The 16,115-nt window shown below is 65.8% G+C and carries 15 protein-coding genes and 1 pseudogene; 9 read left to right on the top strand and 7 right to left on the bottom strand.

Going from position 1 to position 16,115, the window contains the following annotated elements; genetic code table 11:
- Positions 1–136: 136 nt before the first annotated feature.
- From JFC09_RS11110 to JFC09_RS11100, 3 genes are all read left to right on the top strand, one after another.
- Complete coding sequence (locus JFC09_RS11110; protein ID WP_198394319.1) at positions 137–616, top strand: ABC transporter permease; 480 nt, start codon at positions 137–139, stop codon at positions 614–616.
- Between the two features lie 332 nt (positions 617–948).
- Positions 949–1,194: a hypothetical protein gene (locus JFC09_RS11105; RefSeq protein WP_198394103.1), complete on the top strand. Its 246-nt coding sequence runs from the start codon at positions 949–951 to the stop codon at positions 1,192–1,194.
- A gap of 39 nt (positions 1,195–1,233) precedes the next feature.
- Positions 1,234–1,443, top strand: coding sequence for a hypothetical protein (locus tag JFC09_RS11100; RefSeq protein ID WP_198394102.1), 210 nt, complete (start codon positions 1,234–1,236; stop codon positions 1,441–1,443).
- A 629-nt stretch (positions 1,444–2,072) separates the two neighbouring features.
- Here the strand turns inward: JFC09_RS11100 and JFC09_RS11095 are convergent.
- Positions 2,073–3,152 (bottom strand): GNAT family N-acetyltransferase, encoded by a 1,080-nt coding sequence (locus JFC09_RS11095; protein ID WP_198394101.1) that lies wholly within the window; start codon positions 3,150–3,152, stop codon positions 2,073–2,075.
- 36 nt (positions 3,153–3,188) lie between these two features.
- On the opposite strand from JFC09_RS11095, the gene JFC09_RS11090 reads away from it, so the two are divergent.
- Positions 3,189–3,788, top strand: a complete 600-nt coding sequence (locus JFC09_RS11090; RefSeq protein ID WP_198394100.1) for a TetR/AcrR family transcriptional regulator — start codon at positions 3,189–3,191, stop codon at positions 3,786–3,788.
- 497 nt (positions 3,789–4,285) lie between these two features.
- On the opposite strand, the pseudogene JFC09_RS16470 reads toward JFC09_RS11090, so the two are convergent.
- From JFC09_RS16470 to cysS, 6 genes and pseudogenes are all read right to left on the bottom strand, one after another.
- Positions 4,286–4,628: pseudogene (locus JFC09_RS16470) on the bottom strand (helix-turn-helix domain-containing protein); the annotation flags it as partial.
- 192 nt (positions 4,629–4,820) lie between these two features.
- The gene (locus JFC09_RS11085) at positions 4,821–5,279 is read right to left on the bottom strand and encodes a Zn-ribbon domain-containing OB-fold protein (RefSeq protein WP_198394099.1); all 459 of its coding nucleotides are present in this window, start codon (positions 5,277–5,279) and stop codon (positions 4,821–4,823) included.
- Complete coding sequence (locus JFC09_RS11080; protein ID WP_332839744.1) at positions 5,279–6,436, bottom strand: thiolase domain-containing protein; 1,158 nt, start codon at positions 6,434–6,436, stop codon at positions 5,279–5,281. The genes JFC09_RS11085 and JFC09_RS11080 overlap by 1 nt, the downstream gene beginning before the upstream one ends.
- Before the next feature lie 234 nt (positions 6,437–6,670).
- Positions 6,671–7,753 (bottom strand): Fic family protein, encoded by a 1,083-nt coding sequence (locus tag JFC09_RS11075; protein ID WP_332839743.1) that lies wholly within the window; start codon positions 7,751–7,753, stop codon positions 6,671–6,673.
- Positions 7,754–8,073: 320 nt separating this feature from the next.
- Entirely contained in the window at positions 8,074–9,030 is a 957-nt protein-coding gene (rlmB, locus tag JFC09_RS11070) for a 23S rRNA (guanosine(2251)-2'-O)-methyltransferase RlmB (RefSeq protein WP_198394098.1), read from the bottom strand.
- A gap of 47 nt (positions 9,031–9,077) precedes the next feature.
- The gene (gene cysS / locus JFC09_RS11065) at positions 9,078–10,577 is read right to left on the bottom strand and encodes a cysteine--tRNA ligase (protein ID WP_198394097.1); all 1,500 of its coding nucleotides are present in this window, start codon (positions 10,575–10,577) and stop codon (positions 9,078–9,080) included.
- Positions 10,578–10,744: 167 nt separating this feature from the next.
- Between cysS and JFC09_RS11060 the strand changes: the two genes are divergently transcribed.
- The 5 genes from JFC09_RS11060 (at position 10,745) to JFC09_RS11040 (ending at position 16,100) form a co-directional block, all read left to right on the top strand.
- On the top strand, positions 10,745–12,334 hold the full coding sequence (locus JFC09_RS11060) for a sodium-dependent transporter (protein ID WP_198394096.1): 1,590 nt from the start codon (positions 10,745–10,747) through the stop codon (positions 12,332–12,334).
- Positions 12,331–12,450, top strand: coding sequence for a methionine/alanine import family NSS transporter small subunit (locus JFC09_RS11055; RefSeq protein WP_198394095.1), 120 nt, complete (start codon positions 12,331–12,333; stop codon positions 12,448–12,450). The genes JFC09_RS11060 and JFC09_RS11055 overlap by 4 nt, the downstream gene beginning before the upstream one ends.
- 216 nt (positions 12,451–12,666) lie before the next feature.
- Positions 12,667–13,764 carry an S-(hydroxymethyl)mycothiol dehydrogenase gene (locus JFC09_RS11050; RefSeq protein WP_198394094.1) on the top strand — a complete coding sequence of 366 codons (1,098 nt, stop codon included), beginning with the start codon at positions 12,667–12,669 and terminating at the stop codon, positions 13,762–13,764.
- Positions 13,761–14,441 (top strand): MBL fold metallo-hydrolase, encoded by a 681-nt coding sequence (locus tag JFC09_RS11045; RefSeq protein WP_198394093.1) that lies wholly within the window; start codon positions 13,761–13,763, stop codon positions 14,439–14,441. Before JFC09_RS11050 ends, JFC09_RS11045 begins: the two co-directional genes overlap by 4 nt.
- 255 nt (positions 14,442–14,696) lie before the next feature.
- Positions 14,697–16,100, top strand: a complete 1,404-nt coding sequence (locus JFC09_RS11040; protein ID WP_198394316.1) for an amino acid permease — start codon at positions 14,697–14,699, stop codon at positions 16,098–16,100.
- Positions 16,101–16,115 lie beyond the last annotated feature (15 nt).

Raw genomic sequence — 16,115 nt, 5'->3', positions numbered from 1 at the left:
GGGTTACGGAGAGGCAGAGCCCGGCCGGGGACGTGAATCTCGTCGAGCACGCAGGTGAGCATACTTGTGTCCGCGACCTGTCCGCCGGTGAGAACGAACGCAAGCGCCCGCGCCTGCCCGACGCAGGACGAGGTGGATCCGCCGACTAGGAAGCACTCCAATCAGCCCACACCGAATCCTCGCCTCTCAGCTCATCGTCTCCACTGTCTCGCTAGTGGGCAGAGCATTCATCGCTGCCTGCGCGGCCATGCTGCTGCTCGGAGCGCAGGGCCCACAGTCCGTCCTGCTCGTGGTCGCGACTTTCTGCCTGTCAGCCATCGCGATGCTGTCACTTGGCTCGATCATCGCTGCGCGCGCCTCGAGCGCCCAGAGCGCCAACGGCATCGGGATGCTGGTCTTCATCGCTTCGCTGTTCTTCGCCGGTGTCTGGACTCCCGGCCAGCTGATGAGCGAACCGCTGCGGCAGGTCGCCGGCCTCACGCCACTCGGCGCGGCCTCACAGTCACTGTCCGCCGCCTGGTACGGGCAGCCCTTTCCCGTGGTCCAGCTCCTCATCCTGATCGCCTGGACAATCCCTTGCGCCTACCTCGCCTACCGCACGTTCCGCTGGCGATGATGACCATCAAACACTCGATGCGTTGCCACTCAACGATGAAAAAGGTCTTGATCGCTCTGTATCGAGTGCGTGGACCTATGTTTTAAGCGACTTTGGGGATCGTGGCGAAGAAGCAGCGGCAGTACTCACGTTCTTCACGACCACCACGATCGTGCGAGATATCTGGCAAGATCCCCGCAACTGGGATATCCCGACCCGGAGCACTGATTCCAGTCCCCTTAGTAGCTGCGAGCTGTGGATCAGACGGAACTTAGGTGACTGAAGCGGATCACGGGCAAGCAATAGCAAATGAGAAGAATGAGTTCACCACCAGGAGGAGTGCCACAGTGAGAATGACACCATCGTCCGCTAAATCGAGTTCAGACAGCAACGCGATTCTTGGCGCAGGGCCACCCCTCGCGAACCGAGTGGCAGTCGGCGCGCTGCTCACGGCACTTGCTACCGGAGTCGTCGAGATGATCGCCCAGCTCTGGCCGCTCGATCGTCTAGGTAACAGCCTCGCGGCGGTCGCAATCCGCCTGCTGTTCTACGCCGCTGTCCTCGTCGCCATCGCTTTCTTCGCCCGCGGCCGCAACTGAGCGCGACTTGTCCTGCTATTCGGGCTCGGGGTGGTCGGCATGCTGTCCCTGCTCATCGACCCTGTGATGTGGATGCTTAGAGACCCGGATCTCGGGGCATTCCTCGCCGGAATGGACGCACAGCTTGCTGTGATCACCGGGAGCCGGATCGCCCATATCACAGCGGTGATTGTCGCTGTGGTCGCCATGATTGTTCCGACCACACGCCGGTACTACGCGAAGACGGCGGAAATGCCCCAGCGCTTCTAGAGCGCACCCCAGCACAAGCAGTGCTACCACTGCCCACTACAGCTGGAGTGTCCCGGACGTGCAGGAGCCTTTCATGTCGGCACGGAATGCCTCTTCCGCTCTTTCTCATCGAGCTATTGCCTGTGCCCGAAAACAAACCCTGAGGACCCGCTCATGTCCACCTCATACCTACCGCGCCGCGCAGCGCTGTCGATCGGTATCGCGCTCATCCGTTGGGCTCGCGGAACCACCCGAGCTTCATCGCGGGCACCTCCCGGAGCCCTGTTGACAGGTGTCGAACACTCGTCGAGTGTCACTGCCGAGCAGGCTCGTGGGACGGCGCGGCAGGCGGAGGCTCACGCCAAGGCCATTCGTCAGCACCACGTGGCCCGCCAAGTCGAGCGCGAACAAGAACAGGCGATGCGCCGCTACCTGACGCTGCCTCGCCAACTATGAGCCCTGTTGATCGGGCCTCGAGAGAATCAGCGCGTTACAGTTGCATGCCTGAGGTCTACGCGGGTGACGGCGATCTTCACGCGCCTTGGTTGGTCTCTCGGCACAGAGGTGGAAGTCTGTCGCGGGGATCCACGAATCGGCCTTCCGTCACCCCGCACTTAGTCTGAAGTCCTCCGCCCCTCCCTAAGTGGGGATCAACTCTCGTTTACTTCGCCAGCGAGAGCGCCATAGATGAGAGTGTCTGTCCACTCGCCTTTGCTCCACCAGTTCTGGCGCAAGTGTGCTTCAGCCTTCATACCGACTCGCTGCGCAAGCTTGGCCGAAGCACCATTGCGCGCGTCCATCTGTGCCGCCACACGGTGGAGTCGGTAGTGGGTGAACGCTGTCATCAGGACGGCGCGGACAGCCTCGCTCGCGAGCCCCTGCCCCTGACATTCGGGGTCGAGCACCCAGCCGATCTCGGCGACGGGATACTCAGGACTGGTCAGCCAGAGCGCGACATCCCCGATCACGGCTCCATCGCGCTCGATGACCAGCGCCAACTTCGTATCACCGTCATCGAGACCGGCATGCACGATTCGTTCGCTGACGTAACGAACAGCATCTGATTCTGACCACGGCTCATCGAGCAAGAACTGGGTAACATCCGCTCGACCGTAGATACGCTGGAGCGGCTGCGCGTCCTGGTGTTCATGCAGCCGCAGCCGAAGGCGTTCGGTAGTGAGCGGGAACAAGCTGGTCGTTTCGACCGGACGCCGGTAATGCAGCAGGACCGCGCTCTCACCAGAGGGCGCAGTGCCCCGCGTCTGCTCACCACGTACGTAGCCCGAGCGTTCGAGTACCTGCTGGGATGCGACGTTCGCCAGGACGGTCCGAGCTGTCACGCTGGTAAATCCACTCCTTCGAACGAACTCGGTCGCGAGCGCGAGGGCAGCTGCGGAGAGGTGTTCGCCGCGGCGGTCGGGATGTATCCAGAATCCCACCTCAATGGAGGTGTGAGTGGCCCCGAATAGCACCAGACTGCCAGCGAAGTCATCCGTGGATGGATCGGCGATGGTCAGCACGGCGAGGTCGCCTCGATCCAGACCTTCACGGATCGGTCCTTGCACCAGGGCCAGCACGGAGTCCTTGGTGTACTCCGACTCAGGCAAATGCCCGTACTCCCGCACGGCAGCATCATCGGTACCGGCAGCGTAAGCACTAGCGTCATCGGTGCGCATGGCTCGGAGCACGACCTGGTCGTTGCGGATCGGCAGCAGGGATGAATTCAACATGCCACTAAACTAACACTGTTCGGATAGAGTGGGCTCATGAGCTACTGGAACCATCGAAAGCCCGTCAAGCGCACGCGAGCAGTAGACGTGGCGCAGATTGCACACGCTGCGGCTCAGCTCCTCGATGAGGGAGGCCTGCATGCTCTCACCGTCAGGGGCGTTGCGGAGCGCCTCGATGTCGCTCCCTCCAGCCTGTACTCACGACTCTCCTCGAGCGATGACCTCTTCGACCTGGCCCTCGACCATGCGCTCGGTCATGACGCTGACCTGCAGGCGGCACGGAGTGAGGCGGCACTCCAGGGGTTGATGCTTGCGTACTTCCGGCATCTGGTCCGGCACCCCTGGGCTTGCCAGGTCATCGCCATGCGCGCGCCAAGGGGACCGAATTATCTGCAACTGTCCGAACGCATGTGCGCCCTGCTCATCAATCTCGGCTCGCCGGATCCCCTTGGAGACGCCTACGTGCTGTCGAACTTCGTCATCGGGAGTGCGACAACTGCGCCGATCACCGGTCACGAGCGCGAAACCTCGGTAGATGCGCGGTTAGCGCCGGAGTACGCCGCGTTGCACGGGAAGTACCGCGAGGACCCGGAGGCGGTTCTCACTTCCGGACTCAAGGCGCTGCTCTCCAGGTAGAGCCACCGCCAACATCGCCCAGACTCGACCACTCCGCGAGCTCGTGTGAAGAAAAAAGCACTCGAGCCGCCACCGTGCCCGCCTCCTAGCCATGCGCGAGCACCGAAGGGCCCTTCTCCCGCCGAAGCAGACCCGCCACTCATATCGCATGAGATCTCACCACAAGGTCTGCGAGCCCTCCCGTCCGCCCACCTATTCTTGTACCTGCCGTATAAGAAACAGCGCCGCTGGCCGGCCGCCTGCTTGCCACCTCAGCACAACCCTCGAAGTCCCTGAGCTCTCCCCTGCGCGCGTGCGTACAGGCAGTCCCGACCACACGAAGAGCTGCACCCGGCGCGTACGAACCAGCCATATCGCGTGACCAGCACAGCCGGTCGCTGCGCACATCCAAACTAGCCACCCCATGCATGCTGGCTCCGTGCAGCCAACACCTCACAGTCGGCGCACCCGGCAATATCCGGGGCGGATTCTTAGACCCCCCGGTCCCGCCCGCAGCAGGGGGCCTGGGCGGTGATCGGTTCGGGTTGCCGGTTGTTTTCCCCGTTGAGGTCGAGATCGCGCCGTTTGGCGATGCCGAGGCATTTCAGCCACCGGGAGACGGTGTGCACGCAGCACTGGTAGCCACGGATGAGCAGTTCGGTGTGAATACGGCGGGCGGAACGCGGCAGAAGGCATCGATCAGTTCGATCGCTTCGATCGATAGACGGGCTGCGGGTGCCCTGGAGCGGTCTTCGAGCCCTTCGGGGCCGCCTGCCCGGTAGCGTGGACCCATTTCGTCAGCGTTGAGCGGGCGATGTCTTCGGTGGCTACTTGGGCGATGGGTCGGCCATCGTCGATCACGTCGGTGACGAGACGGTGTCATCAGTGGGACGTCAGCGTGGACCATTGGAACGAGTCGCTTTTCTGCTGGATGGTTGCTTCGATACCACCCATCGTGCAGGCGCAGGGCCGGTTCCTTCACTCCCGGGTAGTGACTATAACGTCTTGACCAACAACACTAGGTCGCTACCGCGACTGCGAGGCGGAAGACGATCACTCCGTGGGACACGGCGTGAATCGCGGAAGCGCGGCCGCCCCGTCGGTCGCGTGGAACACGACAGCCACGGGGAGCCCGATCCGCAGGTCCGCTTCGTCGACGTCGACGATGTTCGTCATCATGCGCACACCCTCGTCGAGCTCGACGTACGCGAGCACGTAGGGGGTCGGGCCCGCGTAGGGGCCCAGCCCACCGCGACGCACCACCGTGAAGCTGTGGATCTGTCCCCGCCCGGACGCCTCCTCCCACGTGACGTCGAGCGTCCCGCAGTGCGGGCAGAACTCCCGCGGATACCAGGTGGGCTCGCTGCACGAATCGCATCGGGTGAACAGCAGCCGACCCTCAGTCGTCGCCTGCCAGAATCCCGCGGTGTCCACGTTGATGGGCGGCGTGGGCGCCGGCAGATCGCTGCCGACCCGACCCACGGTCGTCGCCTCGTTGCGCTTCTGAGTCATCACGCCTCCCGTCCGAGGATGAGTGTCGCGGAACCCATCCGGGTCCCCAATGAGCCTCCGGTGCCGTGGGCCAGTGCGATGTCGCAGTCGGGCACCTGCACCGCCGGGTGCGCTTCCCCGCGCAGTTGTCGGACGGCTTCGAGGATCTTCGTCATTCCCCCGCGGTTGACGGGGTGGTTGTTGCACAGACCGCCGCCGTCCGTGTTGAACGGCAGACCACCATCGGGGGCGCGCAGCGCGCCGGATGCGACGAACGCACCGCCCTGGCCCTTCTCGCAGAAGCCCAGGTCTTCGAGCGTTTCGACGACGGTGATGGTGAACGAGTCGTAGATCGAGGCGTAGTCGATGTCCGCGTGGGTGACCCCGGCCTCGGCGAAAGCGGGCGGACCGGACCACACGGCCCCGGTGTGGGTGAGGTCGATGCGGCCCGCGGCTGCGGTCTTGGGGGCCTCGCCGTGACCCAGGACGGCGACGGACTGGCGATTCAGCCGCTTCGCGACCTCCGGGCTCACGACGACGACCGCTCCCCCGCCGTCGGTGATGACGCAGCAGTCCAGGCGGTGCAGGGGGTCTGCGATGAGGGGCGAGCTGAGCACGTCCTCGACGGTGACGACCTTCTGCAGCAGCGCGTGGGGGTTGTGCTGGGCGTGGAGGGACGCGGCGACCTTCACCTCTGCGAGCTGCTCACTGGTCGTGCCGTACTCGTGCATGTGCCGCTGAGCGGCGAGCGCGTACATCGCTGGCGTCGTCGTGCCGAACACGTTCTCGAAGGCGTATTCGGGGGCGCGGTCGTTCATCGCGGAGAACGCGGGGCCCTGCAGCGGCAGGCCCGCGAGCGTCACGAGCGCGACCTCGCACTTGCCCGCCGCGATCGCCGCGGCCGCGTGCCCGATGTGCGCGACGTAGGAGGAGCCGCCGATGTCGGTCGAGTCGACGTACGTGAGGTTCAGCCCCATGTAGTCGGCCATCGACAGGGGGCCGAACCCGGGAGCGTCGCCGGCGCAGAAGTACGCGTCGACGTCTGCGAACGTGAGGCCCGCATCGGCAAGTGCGCCGGTGGCTACTTCCGCGTGCAGTCGGGGGATCGAGGTGTCGGGGATCTTGCGCAGAGGGTGTTCGAACGCCCCCGCGATCATCGCTTGGCCGCGGATGCTCACGTACCGGCTCCTAGTAATCGTTCGATCAGCATGGGAGCGATCGTAGCGCACACGAGACCAGGCTCAGTGCTGCGCGTCACGTGGCCCAGCGCTGCGCGCGACGACACGCGCGCATGCTCACACGTCAAAAGATCTGACACATGAGGGGGACGTGTTAAAAATTCGGCAAAAACTTAACACGTCCCACTGACGTGTCAACGGACTTCACACGTCGCCGCGCCGTCGCCCACGGGGTCACTCGGACCGCACCAGCACCTCAAAGAACTCGCTGTTGACGAACAGTGTCTCTCGGCCCACCCGGGCCTCACTCAGCAGCCCCGCACGGACGAGCGCATGCAGCCATGACGAAGCAGTCTGACGAGACACCTCGCAGCGCTCGACGACCGTAGCGATGCGGCAGTACGGCTGCTCGAACAGAACGTCGAGGAACCGCGCATCGCGCCCGCCATTGGTCGCAGCCCGCGCGCGCTCCCCGATGTCGTCCTGACACGCACGGATCGCTCCGATCTTCTTCGTCGTCGAGACCGCCGATTCCCGGACCACATCAAGCATGTACAGAATCCACTCCACCCATGCGCCCTCTGCCGTCACAGCACGCAGCAGGCGATAGTAATCGCTCTTTCGAGCGATGATCGCTCGCGACAAATACAGAATCGGATCGTGGAGCACTCCAGATTCGATCAGCATCAGGATGTTGATGACACGCCCCGTCCTTCCATTCCCGTCATGGAAGGGGTGTATCGCCTCGAACTGGTAGTGCGCCACCGCCATTCGCACCAGAGGATCGAGATCGTCATCGGCATGCACGAAACGCTCCCATGCAGCGAGCTTCTGGCGGATGACATCGGCACCTTCAGGCGGCGCGTACACCACCTCCCCAGTCGTGGGATTCGCGATCCGAGTGCCAGGGGTCGAGCGAACGTCCATCACTCGACCTTGAAGCTCCGTACATATTCGACCAGCGGCCTCACCCGTCAGCGGCCGATCACGAATCGCCGCGACCCCCGCGAACAAGGCACTCCGGTAGCGAAGAGCCTCCTTCGCCGCATGATCACCGCCGCCGAACTCAGCATGCTTGAAGAGCTCGTCCGCCGTCGTCACGATGTTCTCGATCTCAGAACTCGCCTGCGCCTCGAGCAGCGGTACAGCATGGATCAGCACATTGGGATTGGGCAGCAACTGCCCCGCCTGAGCGAGTGTTGCCAGCGCGGCCCGCGCCTCGATGGTTTCCTTCAGCACTGCCTTGGGCTCGAGGTCCACATCGACCGGCGGCAGCGGCGGCAGGTCGTTGTAGGGAACATCAGGACTCCAGCCCACGTGTGAAGCCTTTCGCCGCAACCAGAAGACATGTTAAAAATCTGTCCAGAACTTAACACGTCATCGAGGCGTGTCAATGATTGTGACATGTCCTCACGCTGCTCACCCTCGCTGCGGCGCTCATCTGCGCCATGGCGCCCTCGCGAACTACAAGTTCCCTCGCCAGCTACAACGCTGCTTTGCTGTAGCTGGCGAGGGAAGTCGCAGCTGGCAAGAACTGTCGTAGGTGGGGCGCCGGAACGCCTGCCCACACGCTCCGCCAGCCCGACTCCGCGCCGACCCAGCCGGCCCGCCCAGCACCCGCCGGCCAGACCCCACACTCAGCTGCGGCCGGCGCCCCTCACCCTGGCGATCTCGTACAGGCTCACTGCGGCGGCGACTCCCGCGTTCAGCGATTCGGTCGACGCGACGATCGGGATCGACACGATCTGGTCGCACGCTTCGCGGACCAGGCGGGACAGGCCCTTGCCCTCGGAGCCCACCACCAGGCAGACCGGCGCGTCCGCCAGTTCCAGTCCGGGCAGGGACACGTCGCCGTCCATGTCGAGGCCCAGCACGAACACGCCCTGCTTCTTGAGGTCCTGCAGGGTACGGACCAGGTTGACGACCTGGGCGACGGGGATGCGTGCGGCGGCACCCGCGGACGTCTTCCATGCGGCTGCGGTCATGGAAGCTGCGCGGCGTTCGGGCACGATGACGCCGTGTCCGCCGAACGCAGCGGTCGACCGCACGATCGCGCCCAGGTTGCGCGGGTCCGTGATGCCGTCGAGCGCCACCAGCAGCGGCGTCTCCAGCCGTCCGGCGGCACGCTTCAGCAGGTCGTTCGGGTCCGCGTACTCGTACGGGGGCACCTGCAGCGCGATGCTCTGGTGAATCGCGCCGTCCGTGAGCCGGTCCAGGTCCGCCTTGCTCGCCTCGAGCATGACGATGCCCCGTTCGGCTGCGATCGAGACCGCTTCCTTCATCCGGTCGTCGACGTCCGGACGTCCCACGACGTAGAGGGCCGTGGCGGGAACGCCTTCGCGCAGCGCTTCGAGGACGGCGTTGCGGCCGGCGACGGTGTCCTTGCCGGCCTCCTTCTTCCGCCGGTTCGACTGCTGCTTGCGCTGTTCCTTCTGCTTGTCGTGCTCGCTCTTGTACGCCTTGTGGTACGGCCGGTCCTCGGCCTTGGGCGTGGGGCCCTTGCCTTCGAGCTTGCGACGGCCGAGGCCGCCCGTGCCCTTCGTCGGGCCCTTCTTGGATTTGCGGACTGCTCCGCTGCGTGGCTTGGGTGGCATGGTGTCTCCTCTTCGGAGGGTTGGAGGAAAGTCAGCTGGTCGCCGGGTCAGTCCCGGGCCAGGTCGTAGCGGTATCCGTCCGGGGTGTCCTCGATGAGCACGCCCACGGCCCGCAGCTGGTCCCGCAGTGCGTCTGCGGTGGCGAAGTCCTTCGCCGCCTTGGCGTCGAGCCGCTGGCGTGCGACGAGGTCGACCAGCCCGTCGAGCGCCGTCCGCGCTGGATCGTCCCCGCCGGATGCGTCCGCTGCCGAGGCCCCGGTCGCCGCAGCCGCCCACGCCGGGTCGGTGGGATTCACACCCAGAATGTCGAGCATGAGTTCGACCTGCGCGAGCAGAGTCCCCAGACGGGCACGCCCGGTGTCGTCGAGGTCGTCGTTCTTCGCGGCGCCCACGAGCTGCGCCCCGTCCCGCACGGTGGAGAACACACTCGCCAGGGCGCGCGGGATCGACAGGTCGTCGTCCATCGCCTGGGCGAACTCGTCCGGCACGTCGGTGACGCGGTGGTGGTAGCCGACCGCGGCCTCGGGCACGGCGGGCGCGTCTGCGCCCAGCGCCTCCCGCGCCCGGGTGATGAAACCGGACAGCTTGTCGAACGCGGTCTGCTGCTTCTCCACCAGACTGGGGGTGAATTCGAGGACCGACCGGTAATGGGCGGTGGACAGGAAGTAGCGGAGGACGACGGTCGGGAACTGGTCGAAGAGATCGTGGGCGAACACGGAGTTGCCCAGCGACTTCGACATCTTGTCGCCGCCCACGTTGAGCAGTCCCGAATGCATCCAGATGCGCGCGAAGGCGTCGCCGGCGGCGTTCGACTGGGCCATCTCGTTCTCGTGATGCGGGAACCTCAGGTCGAGGCCGCCGCCGTGGATGTCGAACTCCGCGCCCAGGTACTTCGTGGACATGGCGGAGCACTCGATGTGCCAGCCGGGCCGACCGCGGCCCCACGGCGCGGGCCACGATGCGGTGTCCGGCTCCCCGGCCTTGTGGCCCTTCCACAGGGCGAAGTCGCGGACGTCGCGCTTGCCCCGGGGATCCGCGTCCGCGGCGTCCGACATGTCGTCGACGCTCTGGTGGGTGAGTGCGCCGTAGCGCGCCCACGACCGCACGTCGAAGTACACGTCGCCGGAGCCGTCGTCCGCGGTGTAGGCGTGACCTGCGTCGATGAGTCGCTGGATGAGCGCGACCATCTCCGGGATGTGCCCCGTCGCGCGCGGCTCGTAGCTGGGGGGCAGCACATTCATCGCGTCGTACGCGGCCGTGAACACCCGCTCGTAGTAGTAGGCGTGCGCCCACCACGTGCGATCCTCCTCGATGGACTTCGTGAGGATCTTGTCGTCGATGTCCGTCGTGTTGCGCACCAGCGTCACCCGCAGCCCCCGATACGTGAGCCACCGACGCAGCTGGTCGAAGACGACCGCGGAGCGCATGTGCCCGATGTGGGGGGCGCCCTGCACCGTGGCACCACAGACGTAGATCCCCACCTCGCCGTCGCGGACGGGGTCGAGGGGGATGAGATCGCCGGTGGCAGTGCTGTGCAGTCGTATCACGCCCGCAAGTCTACCGAGAGGACGACCCCACGGCCTCCCTGCGCGAACACATACAACATTTCGGGTGATCCACGCCACACTTCTGTCAGAACTCTCACAGATTACCCAGGAGTGTCTTAAACTGCGGTTCTCAGTGCAGTGACGCACTCGTACGAAAGGACCACCTCATGTCGTCGGCAACACAGGCGCCTCAGCGCCAGGTGTTCGTGAGCCGCACCGCCTTCATCATGGCCGCGATCGGATCCGCGATCGGCCTGGGGAACATCTGGCGCTTCCCCTACGTGGCCTATGAAAGCGGTGGCGGCGCGTTCATCATCCCCTACCTGGTCGCACTCCTCACCGCGGGCATCCCGCTCCTCTTCATGGTGTACGCGATCGGTCACCGCTCACGGTCGTCCGCCCCTCTGGCCTACCGCTCCCTCCATCGGGCAGCGGAGCCGATCGGCTGGTTCAAGACCGGCATCGCCACCTTCATCGGCATCTACTACGCCGTGATCGTCGCCTGGGCGATCTCCTTCACCGGCTTCTCGCTCACGCAGTCGTGGGGAGACGACCCCGAGGGCTTCTTCATCGGCGAGTACCTCCAGCAGAGCGGTGAGGCAGGGCTGTCCGGCACGTTCGTTCCGGGCGTGATGATCCCGCTGATCATCGTGTGGATCCTCTGCCTTGTCGTCCTCTTCGCCGGTGTGCAGGCCGGCATCGCGCGCTTCTCGAACGTCTTCGTGCCGCTGCTCGTCATCATCTTCGCGATCCTGGTGGTGCGCGCCCTGTTCCTCCCGGGTGCGATCGACGGCCTCGACGCGCTCTTCACACCGGACTGGGGCGCACTCGCGAACCCGACGGTGTGGATTGCCGCCTACGGCCAGATCTTCTTCTCGCTGTCGATCATGTTCGGCATCATGCTCACGTATGCGTCGTACCTCAAGCGGAAGACGAACCTCACGGGCTCCGGCCTGGTGGTGGGCTTCGCGAACTCCAGCTTCGAGATGCTCGCCGGTGTGGGCGTCTTCGCCGCACTGGGCTTCATGGCGCACACGGCGGGTGTGGGTGTCGACGAAGTGGTGAGCAACGGTGTGGGCCTCGCCTTCATCGCGTTCCCCACGATCATCAGCGAGATGCCCGGCGGTGCGATCTTCGGCGTGCTGTTCTTCCTGTCGCTGATCTTCGCGGGCCTCACGTCGCTCGTGTCGATCATCCAGGTGCCCATCTCCGCGATCGCGGACAAGACGGGCATCAGCGAGCGGACCTCCACCATCGTCGTGGGCGGTCTCATGGCGGTCGTGTCGATCCTCATCATGCCGACGGCCACGGGGCTGAGCGTCCTCGACACGATCGACGCGTTCACCAACAACCTGGGCATCGTGGGGGTGGCGCTCACCTCGGTCATCGCGGTCGGCTGGCTGCTGCTCGGCCTGCCGAAGCTGCGCGACCACCTGAACGGTGTGTCCTCGTTCAAGCTGGGACCGATCTGGATCATCTGCGTGTCCGTCATCACCCCTGTCGTGCTGGGCTTCATGCTGATCCAGCAGATGATGGTGTACGCGCAGGAAGGCTACGAGGGCTACCCGACGTGGCACCTGCTGATCTTCGGCTGGGGCCTCATCGCGGGCCTCGCGTACCTGTCGTTCCTCGTCAGCATCATTCCCTGGCCCGCGAAGAGCCTGGACCGCGTCGAGAAGGCGCGGGCCGAATTCGAGGCCCAGGCGGCTGCCGATGCCGGAACCACCGCACGCACTGCAGGAGGTGAGGAAGCATGAGCGCTTCGGCACTGATCATGATGATCATCTCGCTGGGCACCATCTGGGGCGGGCTCGTCTGGTCGATCCTGCACCTGCGTCGCCACCCGGACTCGACGTCGGGCGACGTCGACTGATCCTGTCCCCGGCTTCCCCGCCGGACGACCACCGCCGAGGCCCGGGCCGGGTGCCGCACCCACGGCACCCTGCCCGGGCCTCGGGCGTGGGAGGCGGGACCCACTGGGAAGTGGGGAGGACCACCGATAGGCTGGTCGTGTCCCACGCACCACGTCCCCGACGTGGAGTGTGCACGTGTGAAGTGCGCATCGTGGAGAGCGTTCGAAAGGAGCCTCATGCCGACAACGGTCAAGGGAGTCATCTCCCGTGCGAAGGGCGCTCCCGTGGAACTCGTCGACATCGTCATCCCGGACCCCGGTCCGGGTGAGGTCGTCGTCGACGTGAAGTCCTGCGGGGTCTGCCACACAGATTTCCACTACCGCGAGGGCGGGATCGGGGACGAGTACCCGTACCTGCTGGGGCACGAATCCGCCGGTGTCGTGTCCGAGGTGGGCGAAGGCGTCACAGAGGTCGCGGTCGGGGACTTCGTCGTCCTCAACTGGCGCGCGATCTGCGGCGACTGCCGCGCGTGCAAGCGCGGTGAGCCCTGGTACTGCTTCGACACGCACAACGCGACGCAGAAGATGACCCTGGCAGAGGACGGCACGGAGCTGTCGCCGGCCCTGGGCATCGGGTCGTTCGCGGAGAAGACGCTCGTCGCTGCGGGTCAGTGCACGAAGGTGCCGGAATCCGACCCGGCCGTCGTGGGCCTCCTGGGCTGCGGCGTCATGGCGGGCATCGGCGCCGCGATCAACACCGGCAATGTCACCCGCGGCAAGTCCGTCGCGGTCATCGGCTGCGGCGGGGTGGGCATGGCCTCGGTCGTCGGTTCGCGTCTGGCGGGTGCCGGCACGATCATTGCGATCGACCGTGACCCCCGGAAGCTCGAGTGGGCGCTGGAGCGCGGGGCGACACACACGATCGACTCGTCCGGTCTGGACGAGGACGGCGTGGTCGCGGCGGTGCAGGAGCTCACGAACGGGTTCGGCGCGGACGTCGTCATCGACGCGGTCGGTCGTCCGGAGACGTGGCGTCAGGCGTTCTACGCCCGCGACCTCGCCGGCACGGTCGTGCTGGTGGGCGTCCCGACGCCGGAGATGGAGCTGACGGTCCCGCTGGCGGACGTGTTCGGCCGTGGCGGCAGCCTCAAGTCCTCCTGGTACGGCGACTGCCTGCCGGACCGGGACTTCCCGATGCTCGTCGACCTGTACGAGCAGGGCAGGCTCCCGCTGGAGGGCTTCGTGTCGGAGCGGATCGGCATCGAGGACGTCGAGGAGGCGTTCGCGAAGATGGGTCGAGGAGAAGTATTGCGATCGGTGGTGGAGATTCCATGAGTGCACGTATTGAACGGATCGTCACGTCGGGCACGTTCTCCCTGGACGGGGGCACGTTCGACGTCGACAACAATGTCTGGATCATCGGTGACGACGAAGAAGTGATCGTCATCGACCCGGCGCACGACGCGCAGGCCGTCGCGGCGGCGGTGGGCGAGCGGAAGGTCAAGGCCATCCTGCTCACCCACGGTCACGACGATCACATCCGGGTGGTCTACGACGCGAAGGAGGCGCTGGGAGGCCCGGCGATCCACCTCAACTCGGACGACCGGGTGCTGTGGGACATGGTGTTCCCCGACCGCAGCCCGGACAAGGTCATCGAACCGGGTTCGGAGTACACGGTGGCCGGAGTGCACCTCAACGCACTCCACACACCGGGCCACTCCCCCGGCTCCATGTGCTTCTACGTGAGCGAATCGCTGCGGATCCCCGCGGACGTGCTCCCGGAGGGCGCCTCGGACTCCAGCCCCGTGCTGTTCTCCGGTGACACGCTCTTCCAGGGCGGGCCCGGTGCGACCGGCCGGTCGTACTCGAGCTTCGACACGATCATCCAGTCGATCTCGGAGACGCTCTTCGAGCTGCCCGGCCGCACCGTCGTCCTCACCGGCCACGGTGATGCGACGACGATCGGCACGGAGTCGCCCAACCTGCAGGAGTGGATCGACCGCGGGAACTGACCCGCATCGCGCCGCTGCGCACCTGTCGCCCCCGGTACCCGATCCTCTCGATCGGGTACCGGGGGCGACGTGCGCCAGGGGAGACCGGTCACGGGAAGTGCGGAAGGGACGTGCGTCCTTCCCCGCTGGTCAGCACGCACAGGGCTCTGAGTGTGCTCACCGGGCGCGCGGGTCCGCCCGTGCTCTGCGGACGTGTGGATCTGCCCTAGGATCGGGGCTGTGAACCAGCAGACAACCGGCGGCCTGCGTCCTTCGATGCGCCCCCGTCACCTCATCATGATGAGCCTGGGTTCCGCGATCGGTGCGGGCCTCTTCGTGGGATCCGGTGAAGGCATCGCCGCCGCGGGTCCCGCCGTGCTCGTGTCGTATGCGATCGCCGGCCTCATCGTCATCGCGGTCATGCGGATGCTCGGGGAGATGGTCGCCGCGGATCCCAACCCCGGCGCGTTCTCCTACTACGTGGGCAAGGCCCTGGGCCCGTCGTCCGCGTTCGCGGTGGGCTGGCTGTGGTGGATCACCCTCTGCCTGGTCGTCGCAGCGGAGGCGACGGCGGCGGCCCAGATCATGGCGGGCCTTGTCCCGCTCTTCGACCAGTGGGTCTACGCGCTGGCGTTCATGGTGCTCTTCACGTGGATCAACCTGTGGGGTGTGAAGAACTTCGGGGAGTTCGAGTTCTGGTTCTCCTTCATCAAGGTCGCCTTCGTGTTCCTGTTCCTCGCGCTGGGGGTCGCGTTCCTGCTGGGCTGGACTCCTGCGGAAAGCCCCGGTCTCACACATCTGACGGAGTCGTCGTTCATGCCCAACGGGCTGGGCGGTGTCGCGGCTGGGCTGCTGGTCGTCATCTTCGCTTTCGGCGGCATCGAGATCGTCGCGGTGGCGGCCGCGGAGACGGCGGAGCCGCAGAAGTCCATCAAGGCCGCCACACGGACGATCCTGTGGCGGATCCTGCTGTTCTACATGGGGTCCGTGGGCATCATGGTGCTGGCGCTGCCCTGGGACGACCCCGCGCTGGTGGAGAGCCCCTTCGTCGCGGTCCTCAATCAGGCGGGATTGCCGGCGCTGGCCGCGATCATCGGCCTGATCATCGTCGCCGCGCTCCTGAGCTCGCTGAACGCGAACGTCTACGGCGCGTCCCGCATGTTCTACTCGCTGGCGCAGCGCGGTATGGCGCCCCGCCGCCTGGGGACGCTCAACGAGCGTGCAGTGCCGACGGCCGGTGTGTGGATGTCCGTGGCGTTCGGGTTCGTCGCGGTGGGTCTCAACTACTTCTGGGCGGAGGAGGTGCTGGACCTGCTGCTCAACATCGTGGGCTCCACCCTCATCGTCACGTGGCTGTCCGCGATCGTCTCCCACCTCATCCTGCGCACCCGCGCGGAGAGGGCGGGAGAGAAGCTGCCACTCACCATGTGGCTCTTCCCGTACCTGTCGTGGGCGACACTGGTGGGTCTCGTCGCGATCATCGTCCTCGGATTCACAGTCGCGGACGTGCGCGGGCAGCTGCTGGCGACCTTCGGCCTGTTCGTCGCCCTGCTGATCGCCGGCCGTATCGCGACGCGGAGGGGCGCGCAGGTCGAGGACCACGTCGTGAGCTCACCCAAGCGCACGGGCGTGGATACCCAGCGCGGCACGCTGCCTGCGGAGCACGACGACACCGACTGATCTTTGCCGGTGAGA

Source organism: Brevibacterium yomogidense (assembly GCF_016107685.1).
GTDB lineage: Bacteria > Actinomycetota > Actinomycetes > Actinomycetales > Brevibacteriaceae > Brevibacterium > Brevibacterium yomogidense.
The sequence above is the reverse complement of the archived record's forward strand: the minus strand, read 5'-3'. Positions and strand labels throughout refer to the sequence as shown.